Below are 19678 nucleotides of genomic sequence, written 5' to 3' on the forward strand. Positions count from 1 at the left end.
GGGCCGTCCAGCCAGCAATTGCTGCGCGAAGAGGCCGGAAATGCTTGCCAGCCTGTGGATTAATCGCTATATCGCCCCCGTCGGTACAAGAGATACGGCCATAACAGGCCAAATCAGTCAGGGGTCGGGCTTTGCCGCGACCCTTTGTGCTTGGAACGATGTCCTACAAAAGACCGGCGGAGCCAACCGCAAGGCCAGAAAACCACGCAAAGGAAACTGTAATACATATGTGCGCTAAAGCGACCATGGAGGAATTCGAGGCCCTCCTTAACGAAAGCCTCGCGATTGACACCCCGGATGAAGGTTCGGTTGTCAAAGGCCGTGTCATCGCCATCGAGGCGGGTCAGGCCATCATCGACGTCGGCTACAAAATGGAAGGCCGCGTTGATCTGAAAGAATTCGCTAACCCCGGCGAAGCTCCCTCGATCGCGGTTGGCGACGAAGTCGAGGTTTACCTCGACCGCGTCGAAAACGCCCGCGGCGAAGCCTCGATCTCGCGCGAGAAAGCTCGCCGCGAAGAGGCCTGGGACCGTCTGGAAAAAGCCTATGCCGCTGAAGAGCGCGTCGAAGGCGCCATCTTCGGTCGCGTCAAGGGCGGCTTCACTGTCGATCTGGGCGGCGCTGTTGCGTTCCTGCCGGGCAGCCAAGTCGACGTGCGCCCCGTGCGCGATGCTGGCCCGCTGATGGGTCTGAAACAGCCGTTCCAGATCCTGAAGATGGACCGCCGCCGTGGCAACATCGTCGTGTCGCGCCGCGCCATCCTGGAAGAAAGCCGCGCCGAACAGCGCGCCGAAGTCATCGCCAACCTGACCGAAGGTCAGACGGTCGAGGGCGTTGTCAAGAACATCACCGAATACGGTGCGTTCGTTGACCTCGGCGGTGTTGACGGCCTGCTGCACGTCACCGACATGGCCTGGCGCCGCGTCAACCACCCGTCCGAGATCCTGTCGATCGGCGAAACCGTCAAGGTTCAGGTCGTCAAGATCAACAAAGACACCCACCGTATCAGCCTGGGCATGAAACAGCTCCAGCAGGATCCGTGGGATACGGTTGGCAACAAGTTCCCGATCGGTTCGGTTCACGCCGGCCGCGTGACCAACATCACCGATTACGGCGCGTTCGTTGAACTCGAAGCCGGCGTCGAAGGTCTGGTCCACGTTTCGGAAATGTCCTGGACCAAGAAAAACGTCCATCCCGGCAAGATCGTCTCGACCTCGCAGGAAGTCGACGTCATGGTCCTGGAAATCGACGAAGCCAAACGCCGCGTGTCGCTGGGTCTCAAGCAGACCATGCGCAACCCGTGGGAAGTCTTCGCCGAGACCCATCCGGTCGGCACCGTCATCGAAGGCGAAGTCAAGAACATCACCGAATTCGGCCTGTTCGTTGGCCTCGAAGGCGATATCGACGGCATGGTCCACCTGTCGGATATCTCATGGGATGCCCGTGGCGAAGACGCCATCCAGGACTTCCGCAAGGGCGATGTGGTGAAAGCCGTTGTCCAGGAAGTCGACGTCGAGAAAGAGCGCATCTCGCTCTCGATCAAGGCTCTGGAAAACGAAGCCATGGCTGAAGCCGTCGAAGGCGTGAAGCGTGGTTCGGTCATCACTGTCACGGTCACCGCGATCGAAGAAGGTGGTGTCGAGGTCGAGTACAACGGCATGAAATCCTTCATCCGTCGTTCGGACCTGGCTCGCGACCGTCAGGACCAGCGCCCCGAGCGCTTCCAGGTTGGCGACAACGTGGACGTCCGCGTCACCAACATCGACTCCAAGACCCGCCGTCTGGGTCTGTCGATCAAGGCACGCGAAATCGCCGAAGAGCGTGAAGCCGTCGAGCAGTTCGGTTCGTCCGACTCGGGCGCTTCGCTGGGCGATATCCTCGGCGCCGCTCTGAAGAGCAAGAACTGATCCTGATTTCAGGTGAACAGGTGCCCCCGATCGCAAGGTCGGGGGCATTTTTCTTTGCGAAAAACCGCCGAACCGCGTGATCTTCTTCAAAAAAAACGGCAACCTTTTCCCTCTAGGCACGTTCAGCCATTGAAAGCTTGTTTCGCTGATTTAAGATCATCGAAGCAGGTCGTTGTTGGAACTTGCCAAATCCGGGAACCAAGATGATCCGATCCGAACTGATCCAGAAGATTTCAGAAGAAAATCCGCATCTGTTCCAGCGTGACGTGGAGCGGATCGTCAACACGGTCTTCGAGGAGATCATTGACGCGATGTCGCGCGGCGACAGGGTCGAGCTGCGCGGATTTGGCGCATTCTCGGTCAAGGAAAGGGATGCGCGTCAAGGACGTAACCCGCGCACAGGCGAGTCCGTGAGCGTCGATCAGAAGCATGTCCCCTTCTTCAAGACCGGAAAGCTGCTGCGTGAGCGGTTGAACGGGCTGGACGAATAGGCCAGATTAGCGGCGAAATTTCTGCTGCGAGGTGAATCATGCGCGTGTTCCGGCTGTTCCTTCTTTTTGTTCTGGCCGTTGTGCTGATCCTTGTGGCGGTGGCGAACCGCGATCCGATCACGGTCAACCTTGTCCCCGAAGGGCTGTCCCGTTTCACGCAGGGGCAGTGGTCGATGACGATGCCGGCGTTTCTGGCGCTGTTCGTCGCGATGGTCTTTGGCCTGATCGTCGGACTTGTCTGGGAATGGCTGCGCGAGGCGTCGCAGCGTTCGGAAGCCAAGGCCCGTGCCCGCGAGCTTGCCCGGCTCGAGCGTGAGGTTGGCGATCTGCGCCGCAGCCACGCCAAACCGAAAGACGAAGTTCTGGCCATCCTCGACACCCCTGCCGCCAGCACGACCAACGGTGCAAGCGTTCCGGCATTGCGGTAAACCATGGCCGTTTCCGTCAAGATTTGCGGGCTGAACGAGCCCGACGGAGTGGATGCCGCCATCAAGGCTGGCGCGCGCTATCTAGGCTTTGTGTTCTTTCCGAAATCGCCGCGACATGTGACGCCGCAAACGGCCGCAGGTCTGGTTTCGGCAGTACCGCTGGGCATTGCCCGTGTCGGGCTGTTCGTGAACCCCGACGATGCGGCGCTGGAAACGACGCTGGCGCAGGTTCCTCTGGACATCATCCAGCTGCATGGCGGCGAAACTCCGGCCCGCGTGGCCGAGGTCAAGGCGCTGACCGGCTTGCCGGTGATGAAGGCTGTCGGGGTGTCCGAGCCGACCGATCTGGATGCGATCTGGGATTACGGCCTCGTTGCCGACATGCTGCTGATCGACGCCAAGGCCCCGAAAGATGCGGTGCTTCCGGGCGGTAACGGTCTGGCCTTCGACTGGCGGTTGCTGGCGGGACGCCAGATCCTGAAGCCGTGGTTGCTGGCCGGCGGGTTGACCCCTGAAAACGTCAACGAGGCGATCCGGTTGACCCGCACGCAGGGGGTCGATGTGTCGTCGGGGGTGGAAAGCGCACCGGGCGTCAAAGACCCCGACAAGATCCGCAAATTCATCGCGCGCGCCACGGCTCCGATTCTGTGACCGAAGTTGTCTTCCGCCCAGCGACGGCTGCGGATGTGGCCAGCGTCGTCACGCTTCTTGCCGATGACAGGCTGGGTAGAAAGCGCGAGCAGGGCGAACTTGCGGGCTATAGCGCAGCCTTCGACGCCATGCAGGCCGAGGGAAACAATCATCTTGTGGTCGGTACGTTCGGGGCCGAGATCGTTGCCTGCTACCAGATCACCTTTATCTCGGGGCTGTCGCTTTCTGCGGCCCGCCGTGCACAGATCGAGGGCGTCCGTGTCGCCGCAGCCCATCGCAGACAACGCATCGGGCAGGCGTTGATCCATGACGCGGAAACCCGCGCCCGTGCGGCAGGTTGCACGCTGTTGCAGTTCACCACCAACAAATCCCGCGCCGATGCCCATCGTTTCTATGACAGGCTCGGCTTTACCGCTTCCCATATCGGTTATAAGAAATCCCTCTGACGGGCTTTCGCCGTTCCATAGACACCCCATCCCGACCGCGCGAGGAGAGCCATGGCCGAAGATCTTATCAATAGTTTCTTGACCGGCCCGGACGAGCAGGGCCGCTTCGGAATTTTCGGTGGCCGTTTTGTCAGTGAAACGCTGATGCCGCTGATCCTTGATCTTGAAGCGGAATACGAGCGTGCCAAGGTCGATCCGTCTTTCTGGGCCGAGATGGAAGACCTGTGGAAACACTATGTCGGTCGTCCGAGCCCCTTGTATTTTGCGCCCCGCCTAACCGAGGAACTTGGCGGCGCAAAGATCTATCTCAAGCGTGAAGAGCTGAACCACACCGGCAGCCACAAGATCAACAACGTGCTGGGCCAGATCCTGCTAGCGCGCCGCATGGGCAAGACCCGAATCATCGCGGAAACCGGCGCGGGCCAGCATGGTGTGGCGACGGCGACGGTTTGTGCGCGTTTCGGTCTTAAATGCATCGTCTATATGGGTGCGCATGACGTCGAGCGTCAGGCGCCGAACGTCTTCCGCATGCGTCTGCTGGGCGCCGAGGTCGTGCCGGTCACTTCTGGGCGTGGCACGCTCAAGGACGCGATGAACGACGCGCTACGCGATTGGGTGACCAATGTGCGCGACACCTTCTATTGCATCGGTACGGTGGCGGGTCCGCATCCCTATCCGGCCATGGTGCGCGATTTCCAATGCATCATCGGGCGCGAAACCCGCTGGCAGCTTGAAGAGCAAGAGGGCGAGGGCCGTCTGCCCGATAGCGTCGTCGCGGCCATTGGCGGCGGTTCGAACGCGATGGGTCTGTTCCATCCGTTCCTTGACGACCCCTCGGTCCGCATCATCGGGGTCGAGGCCGGTGGCAAGGGCGTTGACGAACGCATGCAGCATTGCGCCAGCCTGACCGGTGGTCGTCCGGGCGTCTTGCATGGCAACCGGACCTATCTGCTGATGGATGACGAGGGCCAGATCCTTGAAGGCCATTCGATCAGCGCCGGACTTGATTATCCGGGCATCGGTCCGGAACACGCCTGGCTGAAGGAACGTGGTCGCGCCGAATATGTCAGCGTGACCGATACCGAGGCGTTGGGCGCTTTCCAGACGCTGTGCCGTCTTGAAGGCATCATTCCCGCGCTTGAGCCTAGCCATGCCTTGGCCCATGTCATCAAGATCGCGCCTGAACTGCCCAAGGACCATATCATGGTCGTGAACCTGTCAGGGCGTGGCGACAAAGACATCTTCGCGGTCGCCAAACATCTGGGCTTTGACATCCGCACCTGAGGCGCGTGCTCACGGGCCGACAATTACATTTACGAAGGCGCGACTGGCCGAAACTGCCTGTCGCGCCTTTGCGTTTTTCGCGCGTGACCATGACAGGCACAGGAGGCCGCAATGTTCATGAAAGCGCTTCAAGTCTCGCTACTCGCCGCCGCTCCGTGTCTTACGAGCGGGATCGCCCATGCCCAGACGATTATGGCGGTCCGCCAGTTTCCGCCGCAGGAAAGCCCGCAGACGACCGATCAACTGCTGTCAGAGCAATTGGCCGATCAGGGCTTTGGGCGGGTGAAGGTCTTGCGCGGTGAGGGTGTGATCAGCGCGTCGGGCAGCGAGAATTTCGAAAGGGTGACCCTGACCTATAACGCCGCGAGCGGAAAGCTGGTCGGCGTCAAGGGAATGCCGGATTGGCAATTCCTGAACGATAATTGACGCATCAATGACTGGGGGCAGGGCGGCATTCCCACCCTGTCCTATTTTTTGGCCGCGCGGGCCTCGGCCACGAGTTCGGCCAGATCCTCGATCGGCAATGCGCCGAAAACGGCGCGATCGCCAGCGACAAAGCTGGGCGTTCCCGCCAGACCGATCTGATCGGCAAGCGTCAGGGATTTCTCGATCTGGGCGGTGATTTCGGGGGCTTGCATGTCACGCTCGAGCCGCGCCACGTCCAACCCCACATCCCGCGCGACCCGCAGCACCGAGGCTTTTTCGGCCTCGCCCCGCATGGCCATCAATGCGCGGTGAAACTCGGCATATTTCCCCTGTTTCTGCGCTGCCAGCGCCGCCATTGCCGCGTAGCGCGAGCCTTCGCCAAAGATCGGGATCTCGTGGACCACAAGTTTGATCTTGGGGTCGGTTTTCAACAATTGGGACACCGTGGGCATCGCCTTGCGGCAAAAACCACAATTGTAGTCCGAGAACTCGACCAGCGTCACATCGCCTTGCAGATTGCCCATGACAGGCGCGGCGGGGTCGTTGAACACACCCTGCTTGATTGCGGCGACCTCGGCTTCGGTGAAGCCCTGCGCCTGTGCCCCGACGGGCAGGGCAAAAAGTAGCGCGGTGGCGATTGTGGCGAGGCTGCGGCGCATGGGAAGCTCCTTGGACTTGTCCTATTCTGAAAGCCTGTCCGGTGGCCTCAGGTCAAGCGTGGCGATATGACATTTGCGTGGGAGAAGGCGATGATGACGGATCTGTTCGGAGACCGGTGTAAGGAGCCGCTTGCCGAAGGTGCGGTGATCCTGCGCGGCTTTGCGTTGGACAGGGGATTGGTCGATGTGGTTTCGACCATCGCCAAGGCTGCACCGTTCCGTCATATGCAGACGCGGGGCGGGCGACAGATCGGGGTCGAGATGACGAATTGCGGCTCGCTCGGATGGGTCAGCGACCAGCGCGGCTACCGCTACGAGGCGACTGATCCGCTGACCGGCAAGCCTTGGCCGTCGATGCCTGAAGGGTTCGGCGATCTGGCGAATGCGGCCGCTGGGGCGGCGGGGTTTGGCAGCTTTCGACCCGATGCCTGCCTGATCAACCGCTACGCGCCGGGGGTGAAGATGGGGCTGCACCAGGACAAGGACGAGGCGGGGTTCGACGCGCCGATTGTTTCGGTTTCGCTGGGATTGCCCGCGACGTTCCAGTTCGGGGGGATCGAACGCAGTGATCCCGTGCGGCGACACGAATTACGGCACGGTGATGTCGTGGTCTGGGGCGGGCCTGCGCGTCTGGCATGGCATGGCATCCTGACCCTGAAACAGGGCGAGCACCCCGAGACGGGACGCTCGCGGATCAATCTGACCTTCCGGCTGGCGGGTTACAGGTAGCGGCCGCCGCGCTGAAGTACCTCGATCTGGTAGCCGTCCGGATCGGCGATGAAGAAGAACCGAGCGATGACTTCGCCACCCGGCGCGAAATCGACCAGTTTGCGCGGTGCGAGTCCGGCTTCGGACAGGCGGGCATGTTCCGCTGATACATCCGCGACCGACACGGCAAGGTGGCCGTAGCCATCGCCCAGATCGTAAGGCTCGGTACGGCCCTTGTTTACGGTCAGTTCAAGCTCGAATTCGGTTTCCGCGTTAGACAGATAGATCAGCGTGAATGTCTCGTAATCCAGCCGCTCGGCGACCTTCAGGCCAAAGGCGGTTTGGTAGAATGCCACCGAGCGCGCCTCGTCCAGCACGCGGATCATCGAATGGATTGCCTTGGCCATGTGTCACCTTCTTGTTGATGCGGGCAATCTAGCCTTGGCGCGGGAAATGAAAAAGGGGCCCGAAGGCCCCGATCTCAGCGCCAGAGCGGCGCGTGACGGTTGACGTCCTTGTAAAGCAGATAGCGGAAATTGCCGGGCCCGCCCGCGTAGCAGCATTGCGGGCAGAAGGCGCGCAGCCACATGAAATCTCCCGGCCCGACCTCGACCCAGTCGCGGTTCAAGCGGTAGACGGCCTTACCCTCGATGACGAACAGCCCGTGTTCCATGACATGGGTTTCGGCGAAGGGGATCGAGCCACCGGGCGTCAGCGTCACGATGGTGATATGCATGTCATGGCGCATATCGTTCGGGTCCATGAAGCGGGTAGTGGCCCAGCTGCCGCCCGTGTCGGGCATCGGGATCGGCGCGATGTCGCGTTCATTGGCAATGATGACATCGGGTTTCGCGACGCCCTCGACTGGCTGCCAGCGCTTGCGCCACCAATGGAAGCGCGAGGTCTGCTCGCCGTTCCTTACCGACCATTCCATGCCCGCAGGAACATAGGCGAAGCCGCCGGGGCTCAGCTCATGCGCTTGGCCGTCGATGGTCACCGTCACGCTGCCATCGGTGACAAAGATCGCGGCCTGCGCGCCCTCGTCGGTCTCGGGCTTGCCCGATCCGCCGCCCGGCTGCAACTCGACGACATATTGGCTGAAGGTCTCGGCAAAGCCTGACAAAGGCCGCGCGATCACCCACATCCGCATTCCGCTCCAGCCCGGCAGAAAGCTGGTCACGATGTCGCGCATGGTGCTGGCAGGGATGACGGCATAGGCCTCGGTGAAGACGGCGGTGTCGGTCGAGAGATCGCTTTGCGGCGGCAGACCGGCGAAGGGGCCGGCATAATGCGGCTTCGGTTTCGGGGCGTGATGGTTCATGTCGCTCATCCTTTCAGCGCGTCTTGCAGCCGCAATTCGGCAATCCGCATCACCTGACGTTCTGCGGTGCTGCGCTCGGTTCTGGTGTCATTGGCAAGGCGCGCCTGCATGGCCGCCATGATCCCTGCCTTGTCGTGGTCCCTGACCGCGATGATGAAGGGGAAGCCGTGCTTGGCCACATATTCGGAGTTCACGCGCTGGAACTCGGCGCGTTCTCCGTCGGTCAGGGCGTCGAGACCGGCGGAGGCCTGCTCGGAGGTGCTTTCCGCGGTCAGCCGTTTGGCTTGCGCCAGCTTGCCCGCTAGGTCGGGGTGGGCGATCAGAACGCCAAGACGCTCCTGATCGCTGGCAGCGCGGAAGATCTGCGCCATGCGTGCGGCAAGCCCCGATGCTGTATCATGAACCGCGCCCATTTCGCCGTCCCAGACGCGCTCGGCGATGAAGGGGGAATGTTCGTAGATGCCGCCGAATTTTTGCACAAAGGCGTCGCGGTCCATTCCCGAGGGGCGATGGCGCGGCTGATAAGGATGTTCCTTGGCCCAGTGGCGCGCGATATCCAGACGCGAGGCGAACCAGACACCCTCATGCGCGCGGCAGTGGTCGAGGAACTTCTGGATTGCGATGGCCCGCCCCGGACGTCCGGCCAGACGGCAATGCAGACCGATGGACATCATCTTGGGCGCACCGGCCTGACCTTCGGCATAAAGCACGTCGAAGCTGTCGCGCAGATAGTCGAAGAACTCGACGCCCGTTCCGAAGCCCTGACCCGACGAAAACCGCATGTCATTGGCGTCCATCGTATAGGGCACCATCAGTTGCGGCTTGTTCTTGTGGACGTGCCAATAGGGCAGGTCGTCGGCGATGGTGTCGGCGAGATATTCGAAGCCGCCTTCCTCGCAGCCCAGTTCGACCGTGTTCATCGAGGTCCGGCCCTGATAGAAGCCGCGCGGCCGCTCGCCGGTGACAAGGGTGTGCAGTTCGATGGCCTTGGCGATGTGCTCGGCCTCGACCTCGCGGGGGATGTCGCGGTAGTCGATCCATTTCAACCCGTGGGTCGCGATTTCCCATCCGGCGCGTTGCATGGCAGCGACCTGTTCGGGGTTGCGCTCAAGCGAGGTGGCGACGCCGTAGACGGTGACGGGGATATCTTTCAGCATCCGGTACAGCCGCCAGAAGCCCGCCCGCGCGCCATAGTCGTAGATCGACTCCATGTTCCAATGGCGTTTGCCCGGCCATGGTTGCGCGCCGATGATTTCGGACAGGAACGCTTCCGAGGCGGCATCGCCATGTTCGATGCTGTTCTCGCCGCCTTCTTCGTAGTTCACGACGATCTGGACCGCGATCTTTGCGCCACCCGGCCAACGGGGGTCAGGGGCGTTTTCGCCATATCCGATCATGTCGCGGCTATATCGCATCACTTGCGTCCTTCTGGTGTTCCGGCCTATGTGCAGTCATCATCTGTAGATGGGTAACGGCAAGCCGTGAATTCGTAGAAACAAAACCGAGGTTCGGTTGAAAATACGGTCTTTGTAAATATTGCGTTGAAACTCTGTCGTCAGAGCCTGCATTCCCGTAGAAGACCGCTAATCCTAATCTGGCCGGCGTGGCGGGCAAACCGCCAGTGGGAGGATTGATGCTAGAAAAACAGTTCGGCCTTGAGGCCAAGGGCACCAATGTCAGGACCGAGGTGATCGCTGGTATCACCACCTTCCTGACCATGGCCTATATTATTTTCGTGAACCCCGACATCCTGTCAACGACCGGCATGGACCGCAATGCGGTGTTTGTCGCGACCTGTCTGGCTGCGGCGCTTGGTTCGGCCATCATGGCGCTTTGGGCGAACTGGCCCATCGGCATGGCTCCTGGCATGGGGCTGAACGCCTTTTTCGCCTTTACCGTCGTGGCGGGGCTGGGCTTCACTTGGCAGCAGGCGCTGGGGGCAGTGTTCATCTCGGGCCTCGTCTTCCTGTTCCTCTCGGTCACGGGCATCCGTCGCTGGCTGATCGCGGGCATCCCCCATTCGATGCGCAGCGCAATTGCCGCCGGTATCGGCATGTTCCTTGGGCTGATTGCGTTGAAAACCTCTGGCTTCGTCGTCCCGAACGAGGTCACATTGGTCGGCCTGGGTGACCTGACCCAGATTCCGGTCCTGTTGGCCGCCTTCGGTTTCTTCCTGATCGCGGCGCTGGACGCGCTGAAGGTCAAAGGCGCGATCCTGATCGGCATTCTTGCCGTCACCGTGATCTCGATCGCGATTGGCGCAAGCCCGTTCGGCGGCGTGGTCTCGATGCCCCCTTCGATCCTGCCGACCTTCATGCAGCTTGATATCGCGGGCGCGCTGACGGTCGGCATCTTCCACGTCATCCTTGTCATGGTGCTGGTCGAGGTCTTCGACGCCACCGGTACGCTGATCGGCGTTGCCAAGCGCGCCGGTCTGCTGACCGAGGGCCCGACCCATACGAACAAGGGTCTTGGTCGTGCGCTGATGGCGGACTCGACGGCGATCCTTGCCGGCTCGCTTCTGGGAACCAGTTCGACGACCGCCTATGTCGAAAGCGCCTCGGGCGTGCAGGCGGGTGGACGGACGGGGCTGACCGCGCTGGTCGTCGCGGTGCTGTTCCTGCTGGCCATCTTCTTCGCGCCGCTGGCTGGTTCGGTTCCCGCCTATGCGACGGCACCGGCGCTGCTATATGTGGCCTGTCTGATGCTGCGCGAATTCGCGGAGATCGAATGGGCCGACGTCACCGAGGCCGCCCCGGCGGTCCTGACGGCTGTGATGATGCCCTTTACCTATTCCATCGCGAATGGCCTTGCCTTTGGCTTTGTCAGCTATGCGCTGATCAAACTGATGACCGGTCGCGCGCGAGAGGTGCATCTCGCGACCTGGATCGTGGCGGGTCTGTTTGTCATCCGCTTCGCCTTTTTCATGGAATAGAGGCGCCCGCCATAAAGCTAGAAAGGCCCGCCTGATCGGCGGGCCTTTTTTGACGAAGGTCCATCGGCGGGTGTCCGCCATGCCTGTCGGATGATGCATCAAGTTTGGCTGATCTGCTGGCTCGGGGGCTTGCCTTGGTCCTCCGATCACCATCTAAGCCGTCCGATCGAGATGAACGGAACCCCAGCGGCAATCGGTGGGGATGGGAGATGGGCCTATGCCAAAATTGACTGTCATTGCTGTTTGTGCCTTGACGCTTGCCGTCAGCGCCTGCGGGCCGAACACAGCAACGCGCGCTACGACGGGGGCCGCCGCAGGTGCGCTCGTTGCCGGACCGGTCGGCGCGGTTGCTGGCGCAGCCATCGGAGGCAGTGGCGCAGTTCACATCCGCTAGGGGATTGCGCCATCATATCTTCCGTAACCTTTGCAGAAGTTACGGTAGGCAAATTGCATGAATGGATCCGCGCCGGACTGCTGGCCGATAGGCTGGTGGCCGAGGCGATAGCGGTCGAAATCATCAGAATGATCCGGGACGGTCGAACGCCGCGATCCTCGTCGATCTGCCGAACTCTTCGCGGTGTCTCAGGGCATTTCGAAAAGCGAGATGTTGGGTTTCCTGTATCGCGAGATGGCGACATCGAGGCTCGCGGCGTCGTCTCGCAATGCAGGCGAGCGGCGCGTGCCAACCTAGGATGATGTCGGGGGATACATCGCGACTTCATCAGTTTCCGCAACCTGACCTCTGACGCCGACCTCACTTGGGCGGAGCCTGACGTTCTCCTTCTTGGAGGTGCCATCGCATCCGTGGCCAGAAGAAGACGGATTTGCCGTCGCAGCGACCTTTCAACCCTGATCTCCACAAGGCAATTTTTTGTGTGCTGAGATCAGGGCTTGATGGGTGTTGCGCATTCCTTTGATTAGTCTGCTCCTGGGGCGGCTAGGATCACAGCATTGCCTGACCCGCGATATAGGTCTGGGTCACTGCGCGATCATCGCCCATGATTTGCAGCACGAACAGTTCTTCGGCCAGCGTTCCGGCCTTTTCCATGCGCAGTGCCATCGCGGGGGTGGCACGGCTATCCAAGACGACGAAGTCGGCGTCGGTGTCGGGGGCGAGGGTGCCGATGCGGTCCTCCATCCCAAGCGCCAGCGCGTTGCCACGGGTCGCCCAGTGGAAGGCGGCGTAGGGGTGCAGCTTCTGGCCGCGCAGTTGCAGGATCTTGTAGCCCTCGTTCAGGGTTTGCAGCATCGAGTAGCTGGTGCCGCCGCCAATGTCGGTCGCGATGCCGGTGGGGACGCCCGCGGCGCGCAGGCCCGCTTCGTCGAACAGACCCGAGCCAAGGAACAGGTTCGAGGTCGGGCAGAAAATCGCGCGGCTGCCGGTTTCGGCCATGCGGGCGATTTCGCGTTCGCGTAGGTGGATGCAATGGCCGAGCAGAATTTTCGGACCGAGCAGACCATATGTCTCGTAGATATCAAGATAATCCCGTGCCTTGGGATAAAGGCTTAAGGTAAATTCTATCTCGGCGAGGTTCTCGCTCAGATGGGTCTGGATGTGGCAATCGGGGTGTTCGCGGACCAAGGCACCTGCGGACTCCATCTGCTGAGGTGTCGAGGTGATGGCGAAGCGGGGGCTGATGGCGTAGCGCTGGCGGCCACGGCCATGCCATTTCTGGATCAGCGCCTTGCTGTCGTCATAGCTGGTCTGGGGGGTGTCCAGCACGCCCGCCGGGGCGTTGCGGTCCATCATTACCTTGCCCGCAATCATCGCCATATTGCGCGCCTCGGCGGCAGAGAAAAGCGCCTCGGCCGATTGGGCATGACTCGAGCAGAAGGCCACGGCCGAGGTGGTGCCATGCGACAAGAGCAGCTTCAGGAAAGCGTCGGCCATGCGGGTGGCGTGGGCCTCGTCGCTGAACTGAGCCTCGCTGGGGAAGGTATAGGTGTTGAGCCAGTCAAGAAGCTGCGCGCCCCAGCTGGCGATCACCTGCACCTGCGGGAAATGCAGATGCGGGTCGATGAAGCCGGGTAGGATCAGGTTCGGGCGGTGGTCGATCTCGGACAGGCCATCGGCACGCAACGAGTCATAATCGCCGATGGCAGCGATCTTGCCATTCTCGACCAAGATCGCGCCGTCTTCGAGATAGGTGAAGGAATCCTCGGACTCCACCGGGTCCGCGTGGAAAGAGAGCGTCCGCCCTCGGATCAGTTGTCGCATGTGAGTTGGGCTGCCGAAATGGTTTGGGTAAGCCGGCCGATGATCTCGGCGGCGGTGAAGGCGGCGATGATCTCGGGACGTTTGTCCTTCGAGAAACCGGCGCCGATGGGGCAAGTCAGGCGCTCAGTGGTCAGGTCCTGTGCCCCGGCAAAGCGGCGGAATTGTGTAAGCTTGGTCTTACTGCCGATCATGCCGATATAGGGCGCGTCTTTGCGGCGCAGCGCCTCGGAGGTCAGCAGGAAATCCAGCGCGTGATCATGGGTCAGGATCACATAGGAGGTGCCGAGGGGGGCCGAGCGGATCTCGGCCTCGGGCAAGGGGGTCAGGACGGTTTCGCCGCGCGCAAGGCCCAGTTCCTCGGCGCGCTGGTCGATCAGGATCGGGCGTAAAGGCAACAGGGCCAAAGCGCGGGACAAAGCGCGCCCGACATGGCCCGCGCCAAAGATCAGGACTTGGGGATGCTCGGGCGGGGCGGGCATTTCGGTGATGCGGGTCAAAGAGAGTTCCACCCGACCGCCGCAGCATTGGCCGATTTCGGGGCCGAGGGGCACGTCCATTGTCGCGTCGGTCTCGCCGCGCGCCAGCATCTGCCTTGCGCGGTCGATCGCCATATATTCCAACTGCCCTCCGCCGATCGTGCCTCTGGTCTGGTCGGTCGTCACGATCATTGTGGCGCCGGCTTCGCGCGGGGCCGAGCCGCGCGTGCGGGTGATGGTGACCCGGATCATCTGAGCCTCTCGATCGCCATCAGCACGCGCTCGGGCGTGGCGGGCGCGTCGATGCGGGGGTTTTCGCGGTAGTCGTTGAAGCTGGCCACCGCCATGTTCAGCGCCTGAAAGACCGAGATGCCCAGCATGAAGGGCGGCTCGCCCACGGCTTTCGACCGCTTGATGGTGTTCTCGCGGTTCACCGACCAATCGGCCAGCGCGACGTTGAAGACCTTGGGCCGATCCGAGGCCAGAGGGATTTTATAGGTCGACGGCGCATGGGTCTTGAGCTGCCCCTTGGCGTCCCACCACAACTCCTCGCTGGTCAGCCAGCCGGTGCCCTGCACAAAGGCACCCTCGACCTGTCCCTTGTCCAGTGCCGGGTTCAGGCTGCGGCCCACGTCATGGAGCACATCCGCGCGCTCGATCACATATTCGCCGGTCAGCGTGTCCACCGAGACCTCGGCGCAGGCGGCACCATAGGCGTAGTAATAGAAGGGGCGGCCTTGGCCGGTATCGCGGTTCCAGTGGATCTTGGGCGTCTTGTAGAAGCCCGCCGCCGAAAGCTGAATCCGCGCCATATAGGCGGTTTTGATGAAGTCCTCGAAGGGGAATTCCTGATCGCCAATGCGGGTGGTTTCTCCGATTGTCACCAGTTCCGGGGGCACGCCCTTGGCTTCAGCCGCGAAAGCCGTCAGGCGGGCGATGAGCTGGTTACACGCATCCAGCGCCGCCATGCCGTTCAGGTCCGAGCCTGAACTGGCTGCCGTGGCCGAGGTGTTCGGCACCTTCTCGGTCGTGGTCTTGGTGATCTTGATGCGGATGATATCGACGCCAAGCGCCTCGGCCACGACTTGGGCGACCTTGGTGTTCAGGCCCTGACCCATCTCGGTCCCGCCATGGTTCAGATGGATCGAGCCGTCGGAATAGAGGTGGATCAGCGCGCCCGCTTGGTTGAACCAAGTCGCGGTGAAGCTGATGCCGAACTTGACCGGGGTGATCGCGATGCCCTTGCGGATGGTGCCGCCGCGTGCGTTCCAGTCCAGCACGGCCTGACGGCGGGCATGGTAATCGCTGCTGGTTTCGAGCTCCTCGAAGATGCGCGGCAGGATCTGGTCCTCGACCTCTTGGTGATAGGGGGTCAGCTGGCCGTTCTGGTAAAGGTTCAGCTTGCGGATCTCCAAGGGATCGCGGCCAAGGGCATAGGCGATATCCTCGACCACGCGTTCGGCCATGATCACGCCTTGCGGGCCGCCAAAGCCGCGGAAGGCGGTGTTCGAGCAAGTATTGGTCTTGATCGGATGGCTGCGCAGTTCCACCGCCGGGTAATAATAGGCGTTGTCGGCATGGAACAGCGCGCGGTCCGTCACCGGGCCGGAGAGATCCGCCGAGAAACCGCAGCGGGCGTAGAAATCTCCCTCGACCGCGTGGATCTTGCCGGTGTCGTCATAGCCCACGTCATAGTCGATGACGAAGTCATGGCGCTTGCCGGTGATCTGGAAATCGTCGTCGCGGTCGGGGCGCAGCTTGACCGCGCGGTGCAGCTTCTTGGCCCCCAAAGCGGCGATGACCGAGAAGATGTTCATCTGCGTTTCTTTGCCGCCGAACCCTCCGCCCATGCGGCGCACATTGACCACCACCGAATGCGCCGCCGTGCCAAGAACATGGGCGACCATGTGCTGGACCTCGGACGGGTGCTGGGTCGAGGTGTGGATGATCACATCCTCATCCTCGCCGGGAATGGCGAAGGCGATCTGGCTTTCAAGGTAGAAATGTTCCTGTCCGCCGACGGTCAGCCGACCCGACAGGCGGCGGGGCGCGCGGGCCAGTTCGGCCATATCGCCGCGCGCGAGCTTCAAGGGCTTCGTCACATAGCCCATCCCGGCGTCGCGGGCGCTGATTGCGTCCAGCGCGAAGGGCAGTTCGGCGTAGCTGACGCGGGCCAGTTGGCAGGCACGGCGGGCTTGGTCGCGGGTTTCGGCGATCACGGCAAAGATCGGCTGGCCGTGGAACTGCACCTCGGGGAAGGCAAAGACCGGATCGTCATGCAGCCCGTTCGGGCTGATGTCGTTGACGCCGGGAATGTCATCGGCGGTCAGGACCAGATGCACGCCCGGGGCCGCGCGCACCGCCGACAGGTCCATTTCCGTGATACGGCCATGGGCCACGGTCGACAGCCCCAGATAGGCATGCAGCGTGCCGACGGGTTCGGCGATATCATCGGTATAATCCGCGCGCCCGGTGACGTGCTTGACGGCGGAATCGTGAATGATCGAGCTATGGGCCGCGCCCTTGACTTGCACGTCCTGTTTCATTCGACCCTCCTCAGACGGTGTTCCGCGCCCGACTGTTCCAGCCAGAAGCGGCGGAAGAAATTGGCGGCAAGTTGCTGGCGATATTCGGCGCTTGCGCGCCAGTCGCTGAGCGGTTGGAAGTCATTCGCGACGGCTTTTGCGGCGGCCTCAAAGGTCTCGGCGGCGAAGGGTTTTCCGCGAAGGGCGGCCTCGGCATGGGCGGCGCGTTTGGGGGTCGCCGCCATGCCGCCAAAGGCCACGCGGGCGTCGATGATGGTCGCGCCATCGGTTTCGACGCGGAAGGCCGCAGCCGAGGCAGTGATGTCGGCGTGCAGGCGCTTGCTGACCTTATAGGCGGCAATCAGGGCCTCGCCCTTCAGCGGCACATGGATCGCTTCCACGAATTCGCCGGGAAGGCGGTCCTGTTTGCCGTAAGCCACGAAGTAATCCTCGACCGGCAGATCGCGCGTGCCTGTCGCGCTGCGCAGCGTCATCGTCGCGCCCAAAGCGATCAGCAAAGGCGGTGTTTCCCCAATGGGCGAGCCATTCGCCACGTTTCCGCCGATGGTCCCGGCGTTGCGCACCTGCCAGCCGCCAATGCGCCGCCAGTAATCCAGCGCCTCGGGGAAATGGGCCAGTATGAAGGGCTCAAACTCGGTATAGGTCACACCTGCGCCGATGGTGATCTGGCCCGGCGTGATCTCGATGCGTTTCAGGTCGGCCAGATGCCCGATGAAGACGGCAGGCGAGATGTCTTTCAGGAATTTCGTGACCCACAGACCCACATCGGTCGCACCCGCAACGATGGTGGCTTTGGGGTTTTCCGCCAGAACTTGCGCCAGATCGGCGGCGTCTTTCGGCAGGATGGCGCGGTCTTCGCCACGGGCGATTTCGACCCGTTCGTGGGGGAGGGCGCTCAGCCATGCGGTCACGCGGTCGCGCTCGACGGCGAGGGCGTCCATATGCTGGCCGCCGGCCTCGCCTGCGGCGAAGGCCGCTTTCACGATCGGCTCATAGCCGGTGCAGCGGCAGAGGTTGCCCTGAAGCGCCGTTTCGATCGCGCCCATATCGGGGCGGGGGTTCTGCATCCAAAGGCCGTAAAGCGCCATGACGAAGCCCGGCGTGCAGAAGCCGCATTGGCTGCCGTGATGCTCGACCATGGCCGCTTGAACCGGATGCAAGCCACCTTGGGGACCGCGCAGATGCTCGATGGTGACGATATGGCAGCCGTGGCAGGAGGCGACGAAACGGATGCAGGCGTTGATCGGCTCATAGTGCAGATGACCGTGATGCAAGCGGCCCACCAGCACCGTGCAGGCGCCGCAATCGCCCTCGGCGCAGCCTTCCTTGGTGCCGGTCAGGCGGCGGTTCAGCCGAAGGAAATCCAGCAATGTGTCTCGGGACCCCGCCTCGGTCAGGCGGATCTCGGTATCGTTCAGAAGAAAGCGCAGCTCGCTGCCCATCTAGTCCTCGCTCGGGTCGCTCATAGAAAAATCTAGATGCGAATTGACCTTTGCGAAATCACAGAATGAGCATAAGACTTTCAGCCGTTCATTGAAAGAAGCGGGTCGGTTCGTTGCCATACCTTGAAAGTCTGCGGGTTTTTGTCCGCGTCATCGAACTTGGGTCCATCACGGCGGGGGGGCGCGATCTGCGTATGTCTCCGGCAGTTGCCTCAAATCGCATCAAAGACTTAGAGACGCGCTTCGGTGTGCGGCTGCTCAATCGCACGACTCGCAAGCTGGTCCCGACCGAGGTGGGTCGTGCCTTCTACGAAAGCGCTCGCCGCGTGATCGAGACCTTGGACGAGGCCGAGGCGGTGGTTTCGGGCTTTTCCGGCATGCCGCATGGGGCGCTTCGGGTGACTGCGCCGTTAGGATTGGGGCGGCGACTCATCTCGCCCTTGGTGCCGAAGTTCTGCGAGGAATATCCCGGCGTCGAGATCCGGCTGCGCCTTTCCGACCGCAACGTCGACATCATCGCGGACGGTATCGATCTGGCCTTTTTCCTCGGCGAGCCGCAGGATTCTGCTCTGAAGTGGCGGCGGATCGCGGAATGCAAACGTGTGCTGGTCGCGACCCCCGAATATCTGGCCAAACACGGCACGCCCGAGAAGCCCGAGGATCTGGTCAAGCACAACTGCCTGCTGCTGCGCTATCCGCGTAGCCCGGAATATTACTGGGTGCTGAAGACGCCCGAAGGCCCGCAGAAGCTGCTGGTCAACGGCCATTTCGACGCCGATGACGGCGATGTACTGACCGAATGGGCGCTGGACGGCTGCGGGATCGCGAACCGTCCCTTCTACGAGGTATCGGAGCACATCGAGGCCGGACGGCTGGTTATGGTCCTGCCGGAATGCCCGCCGTCGCCCGCGCAATTCGGCGTGCTGACTCCACATCGCCGTTTGCAGGACCCCAAGGTCCGGCTATTCGCAGACTTCATCGCGCGAGAGAGCAAGCGCTATCTGGGCGCCTAGGGCTTCGTCCACTCCATGACGTGGTGGTAGGGCGCGCGGTTATAGCGTGCGATCCGTCCTTGCTCGCCACCCTTGGCCGCAGGCTCATCGAAATGCACCAGTCGCAACCCCTGCGCCAGCAACGGCTGCATATAGGCGTGGAAGGGGCGGTGCCAGTTGCGGATCAGGATGCCGCGCCAGCTGACCCATTCGGCGCGCGGCTCGAGGTAATTGTCGATCAGGTAGCCCCGCGCGCTGTCGCCCTCGCCCTGCCATGAGCCGGCGGTGCTGAACGAGTTCAGGTTCGAGATCAGCAGCGTGCCGCCGGGGCGCAGCACGCGGGCCATCTCGGCAATCGCGGCGTTGCTGTCGTCAATATCGATCAGGGTCAGGTAGCTGAGCACCAGATCGAAGCTGGCATCGGCAAAGGGCAGGGCCTCGGCCTGGGCTTCCAGATATTCGCCCTGCGGGTGGCGGGCACGGGCGGTCTCGATCAGGCGGGCGGTCGGGTCGATGCCGGTGGTGGCAAGGCCCAGCTCGGCCATCATCCGGCAAAAGCGCCCTTCGCCGCAGCCGACATCCAGCGCATTTTCAAAGCCGCGCCCCCGGATGCGGTCCAGCATCGGGGCGTCCAGCACGTTGCGGCGCGAGAAATCGCCGGTCTCGCCCATATCGGCGATCCAGGCTTCGGCGCTTTCGTCCCATCCGTTGCCGCTGTCCATGATCCCGCTTCCTCAAGTGACGGGAA

20 protein-coding genes are annotated in these 19678 nt (G+C 62.3%); 11 read left to right on the top strand and 9 right to left on the bottom strand.

Annotated features, from left to right (window positions below):
* Positions 1-227: 227 nt before the first annotated feature.
* The 7 genes from rpsA (at position 228) to GL286_RS13660 (ending at position 5633) form a co-directional block, all read left to right on the top strand.
* Positions 228-1907: a 30S ribosomal protein S1 gene (gene rpsA / locus GL286_RS13630; protein WP_155096127.1), complete on the top strand. Its 1680-nt coding sequence runs from the start codon at positions 228-230 to the stop codon at positions 1905-1907.
* A 203-nt stretch (positions 1908-2110) separates the two neighbouring features.
* The gene (gene ihfB / locus GL286_RS13635) at positions 2111-2398 is read left to right on the top strand and encodes an integration host factor subunit beta (RefSeq protein ID WP_155096128.1); all 288 of its coding nucleotides are present in this window, start codon (positions 2111-2113) and stop codon (positions 2396-2398) included.
* 38 nt (positions 2399-2436) lie between these two features.
* Positions 2437-2826 (top strand): LapA family protein, encoded by a 390-nt coding sequence (locus tag GL286_RS13640; protein ID WP_155096129.1) that lies wholly within the window; start codon positions 2437-2439, stop codon positions 2824-2826.
* 3 nt (positions 2827-2829) lie between these two features.
* On the top strand, positions 2830-3477 hold the full coding sequence (locus GL286_RS13645; protein ID WP_155096130.1) for a phosphoribosylanthranilate isomerase: 648 nt from the start codon (positions 2830-2832) through the stop codon (positions 3475-3477).
* Positions 3474-3923 (top strand): GNAT family N-acetyltransferase, encoded by a 450-nt coding sequence (locus GL286_RS13650; RefSeq protein WP_170295191.1) that lies wholly within the window; start codon positions 3474-3476, stop codon positions 3921-3923. The genes GL286_RS13645 and GL286_RS13650 overlap by 4 nt, the downstream gene beginning before the upstream one ends.
* A 51-nt stretch (positions 3924-3974) precedes the next feature.
* Positions 3975-5207, top strand: coding sequence for a tryptophan synthase subunit beta (trpB, locus tag GL286_RS13655; RefSeq protein ID WP_155096131.1), 1233 nt, complete (start codon positions 3975-3977; stop codon positions 5205-5207).
* A gap of 117 nt (positions 5208-5324) precedes the next feature.
* Entirely contained in the window at positions 5325-5633 is a 309-nt protein-coding gene (locus GL286_RS13660; protein ID WP_155096132.1) for a hypothetical protein, read from the top strand.
* Positions 5634-5674: 41 nt separating this feature from the next.
* Here the strand turns inward: GL286_RS13660 and GL286_RS13665 are convergent, their stop codons facing one another.
* A complete protein-coding gene (locus GL286_RS13665) occupies positions 5675-6292 on the bottom strand; it encodes a DsbA family protein (protein ID WP_155096133.1) in 618 nt (205 codons plus the stop codon).
* A 90-nt stretch (positions 6293-6382) separates the two neighbouring features.
* On the opposite strand from GL286_RS13665, the gene alkB reads away from it, so the two are divergent.
* Positions 6383-7021 carry a DNA oxidative demethylase AlkB gene (gene alkB, locus GL286_RS13670; protein ID WP_246184952.1) on the top strand — a complete coding sequence of 213 codons (639 nt, stop codon included), beginning with the start codon at positions 6383-6385 and terminating at the stop codon, positions 7019-7021.
* On the opposite strand, the gene GL286_RS13675 is transcribed toward alkB, so the two are convergent.
* The 3 genes from GL286_RS13675 to puuE all read right to left on the bottom strand — a co-directional run bounded on the left by GL286_RS13675 (position 7012) and on the right by puuE (position 9736).
* On the bottom strand, positions 7012-7407 hold the full coding sequence (locus GL286_RS13675) for a VOC family protein (RefSeq protein ID WP_155096135.1): 396 nt from the start codon (positions 7405-7407) through the stop codon (positions 7012-7014). The two genes, alkB and GL286_RS13675, sit on opposite strands and share 10 nt — an antisense overlap.
* A 74-nt stretch (positions 7408-7481) precedes the next feature.
* Positions 7482-8321 carry a bifunctional allantoicase/(S)-ureidoglycine aminohydrolase gene (locus GL286_RS13680; RefSeq protein WP_155096136.1) on the bottom strand — a complete coding sequence of 280 codons (840 nt, stop codon included), beginning with the start codon at positions 8319-8321 and terminating at the stop codon, positions 7482-7484.
* 5 nt (positions 8322-8326) lie between these two features.
* A complete protein-coding gene (gene puuE, locus GL286_RS13685; protein ID WP_155096137.1) occupies positions 8327-9736 on the bottom strand; it encodes an allantoinase PuuE in 1410 nt (469 codons plus the stop codon).
* Between the two features lie 218 nt (positions 9737-9954).
* Between puuE and GL286_RS13690 the strand changes: the two genes are divergently transcribed.
* Both GL286_RS13690 and GL286_RS22155 read left to right on the top strand, forming a co-directional pair.
* Positions 9955-11256 (top strand): NCS2 family permease, encoded by a 1302-nt coding sequence (locus GL286_RS13690; protein WP_155096138.1) that lies wholly within the window; start codon positions 9955-9957, stop codon positions 11254-11256.
* A 217-nt stretch (positions 11257-11473) separates the two neighbouring features.
* Positions 11474-11650, top strand: coding sequence for a hypothetical protein (locus GL286_RS22155; RefSeq protein WP_170295193.1), 177 nt, complete (start codon positions 11474-11476; stop codon positions 11648-11650).
* 549 nt (positions 11651-12199) lie between these two features.
* Here GL286_RS22155 and guaD read toward each other — a convergent pair.
* From guaD to xdhA, 4 genes are read right to left on the bottom strand one after another with little or no spacing between them, the layout of a single operon-like run.
* The gene (gene guaD / locus GL286_RS13695; RefSeq protein WP_155096139.1) at positions 12200-13474 is read right to left on the bottom strand and encodes a guanine deaminase; all 1275 of its coding nucleotides are present in this window, start codon (positions 13472-13474) and stop codon (positions 12200-12202) included.
* Positions 13462-14202 carry a xanthine dehydrogenase accessory protein XdhC gene (gene xdhC / locus GL286_RS13700; RefSeq protein ID WP_155096140.1) on the bottom strand — a complete coding sequence of 247 codons (741 nt, stop codon included), beginning with the start codon at positions 14200-14202 and terminating at the stop codon, positions 13462-13464. Before xdhC ends, guaD begins: the two co-directional genes overlap by 13 nt.
* The gene (gene xdhB / locus GL286_RS13705; protein WP_155096141.1) at positions 14199-16496 is read right to left on the bottom strand and encodes a xanthine dehydrogenase molybdopterin binding subunit; all 2298 of its coding nucleotides are present in this window, start codon (positions 16494-16496) and stop codon (positions 14199-14201) included. The genes xdhC and xdhB overlap by 4 nt, the downstream gene beginning before the upstream one ends.
* Entirely contained in the window at positions 16493-17938 is a 1446-nt protein-coding gene (gene xdhA, locus GL286_RS13710) for a xanthine dehydrogenase small subunit (protein WP_155096142.1), read from the bottom strand. The genes xdhB and xdhA overlap by 4 nt, the downstream gene beginning before the upstream one ends.
* 113 nt (positions 17939-18051) lie before the next feature.
* On the opposite strand from xdhA, the gene GL286_RS13715 reads away from it, so the two are divergent.
* Complete coding sequence (locus tag GL286_RS13715; RefSeq protein ID WP_155096143.1) at positions 18052-18951, top strand: LysR family transcriptional regulator; 900 nt, start codon at positions 18052-18054, stop codon at positions 18949-18951.
* On the opposite strand, the gene GL286_RS13720 is transcribed toward GL286_RS13715, so the two are convergent.
* Complete coding sequence (locus tag GL286_RS13720; RefSeq protein ID WP_155096144.1) at positions 18948-19652, bottom strand: class I SAM-dependent methyltransferase; 705 nt, start codon at positions 19650-19652, stop codon at positions 18948-18950. The two genes, GL286_RS13715 and GL286_RS13720, sit on opposite strands and share 4 nt — an antisense overlap.
* Between the last annotated feature and the right edge of the window lie 26 nt (positions 19653-19678).

This window comes from Paracoccus aestuariivivens, from assembly GCF_009711225.1.
In the GTDB taxonomy this organism is placed as follows: domain Bacteria; phylum Pseudomonadota; class Alphaproteobacteria; order Rhodobacterales; family Rhodobacteraceae; genus Paracoccus; species Paracoccus aestuariivivens.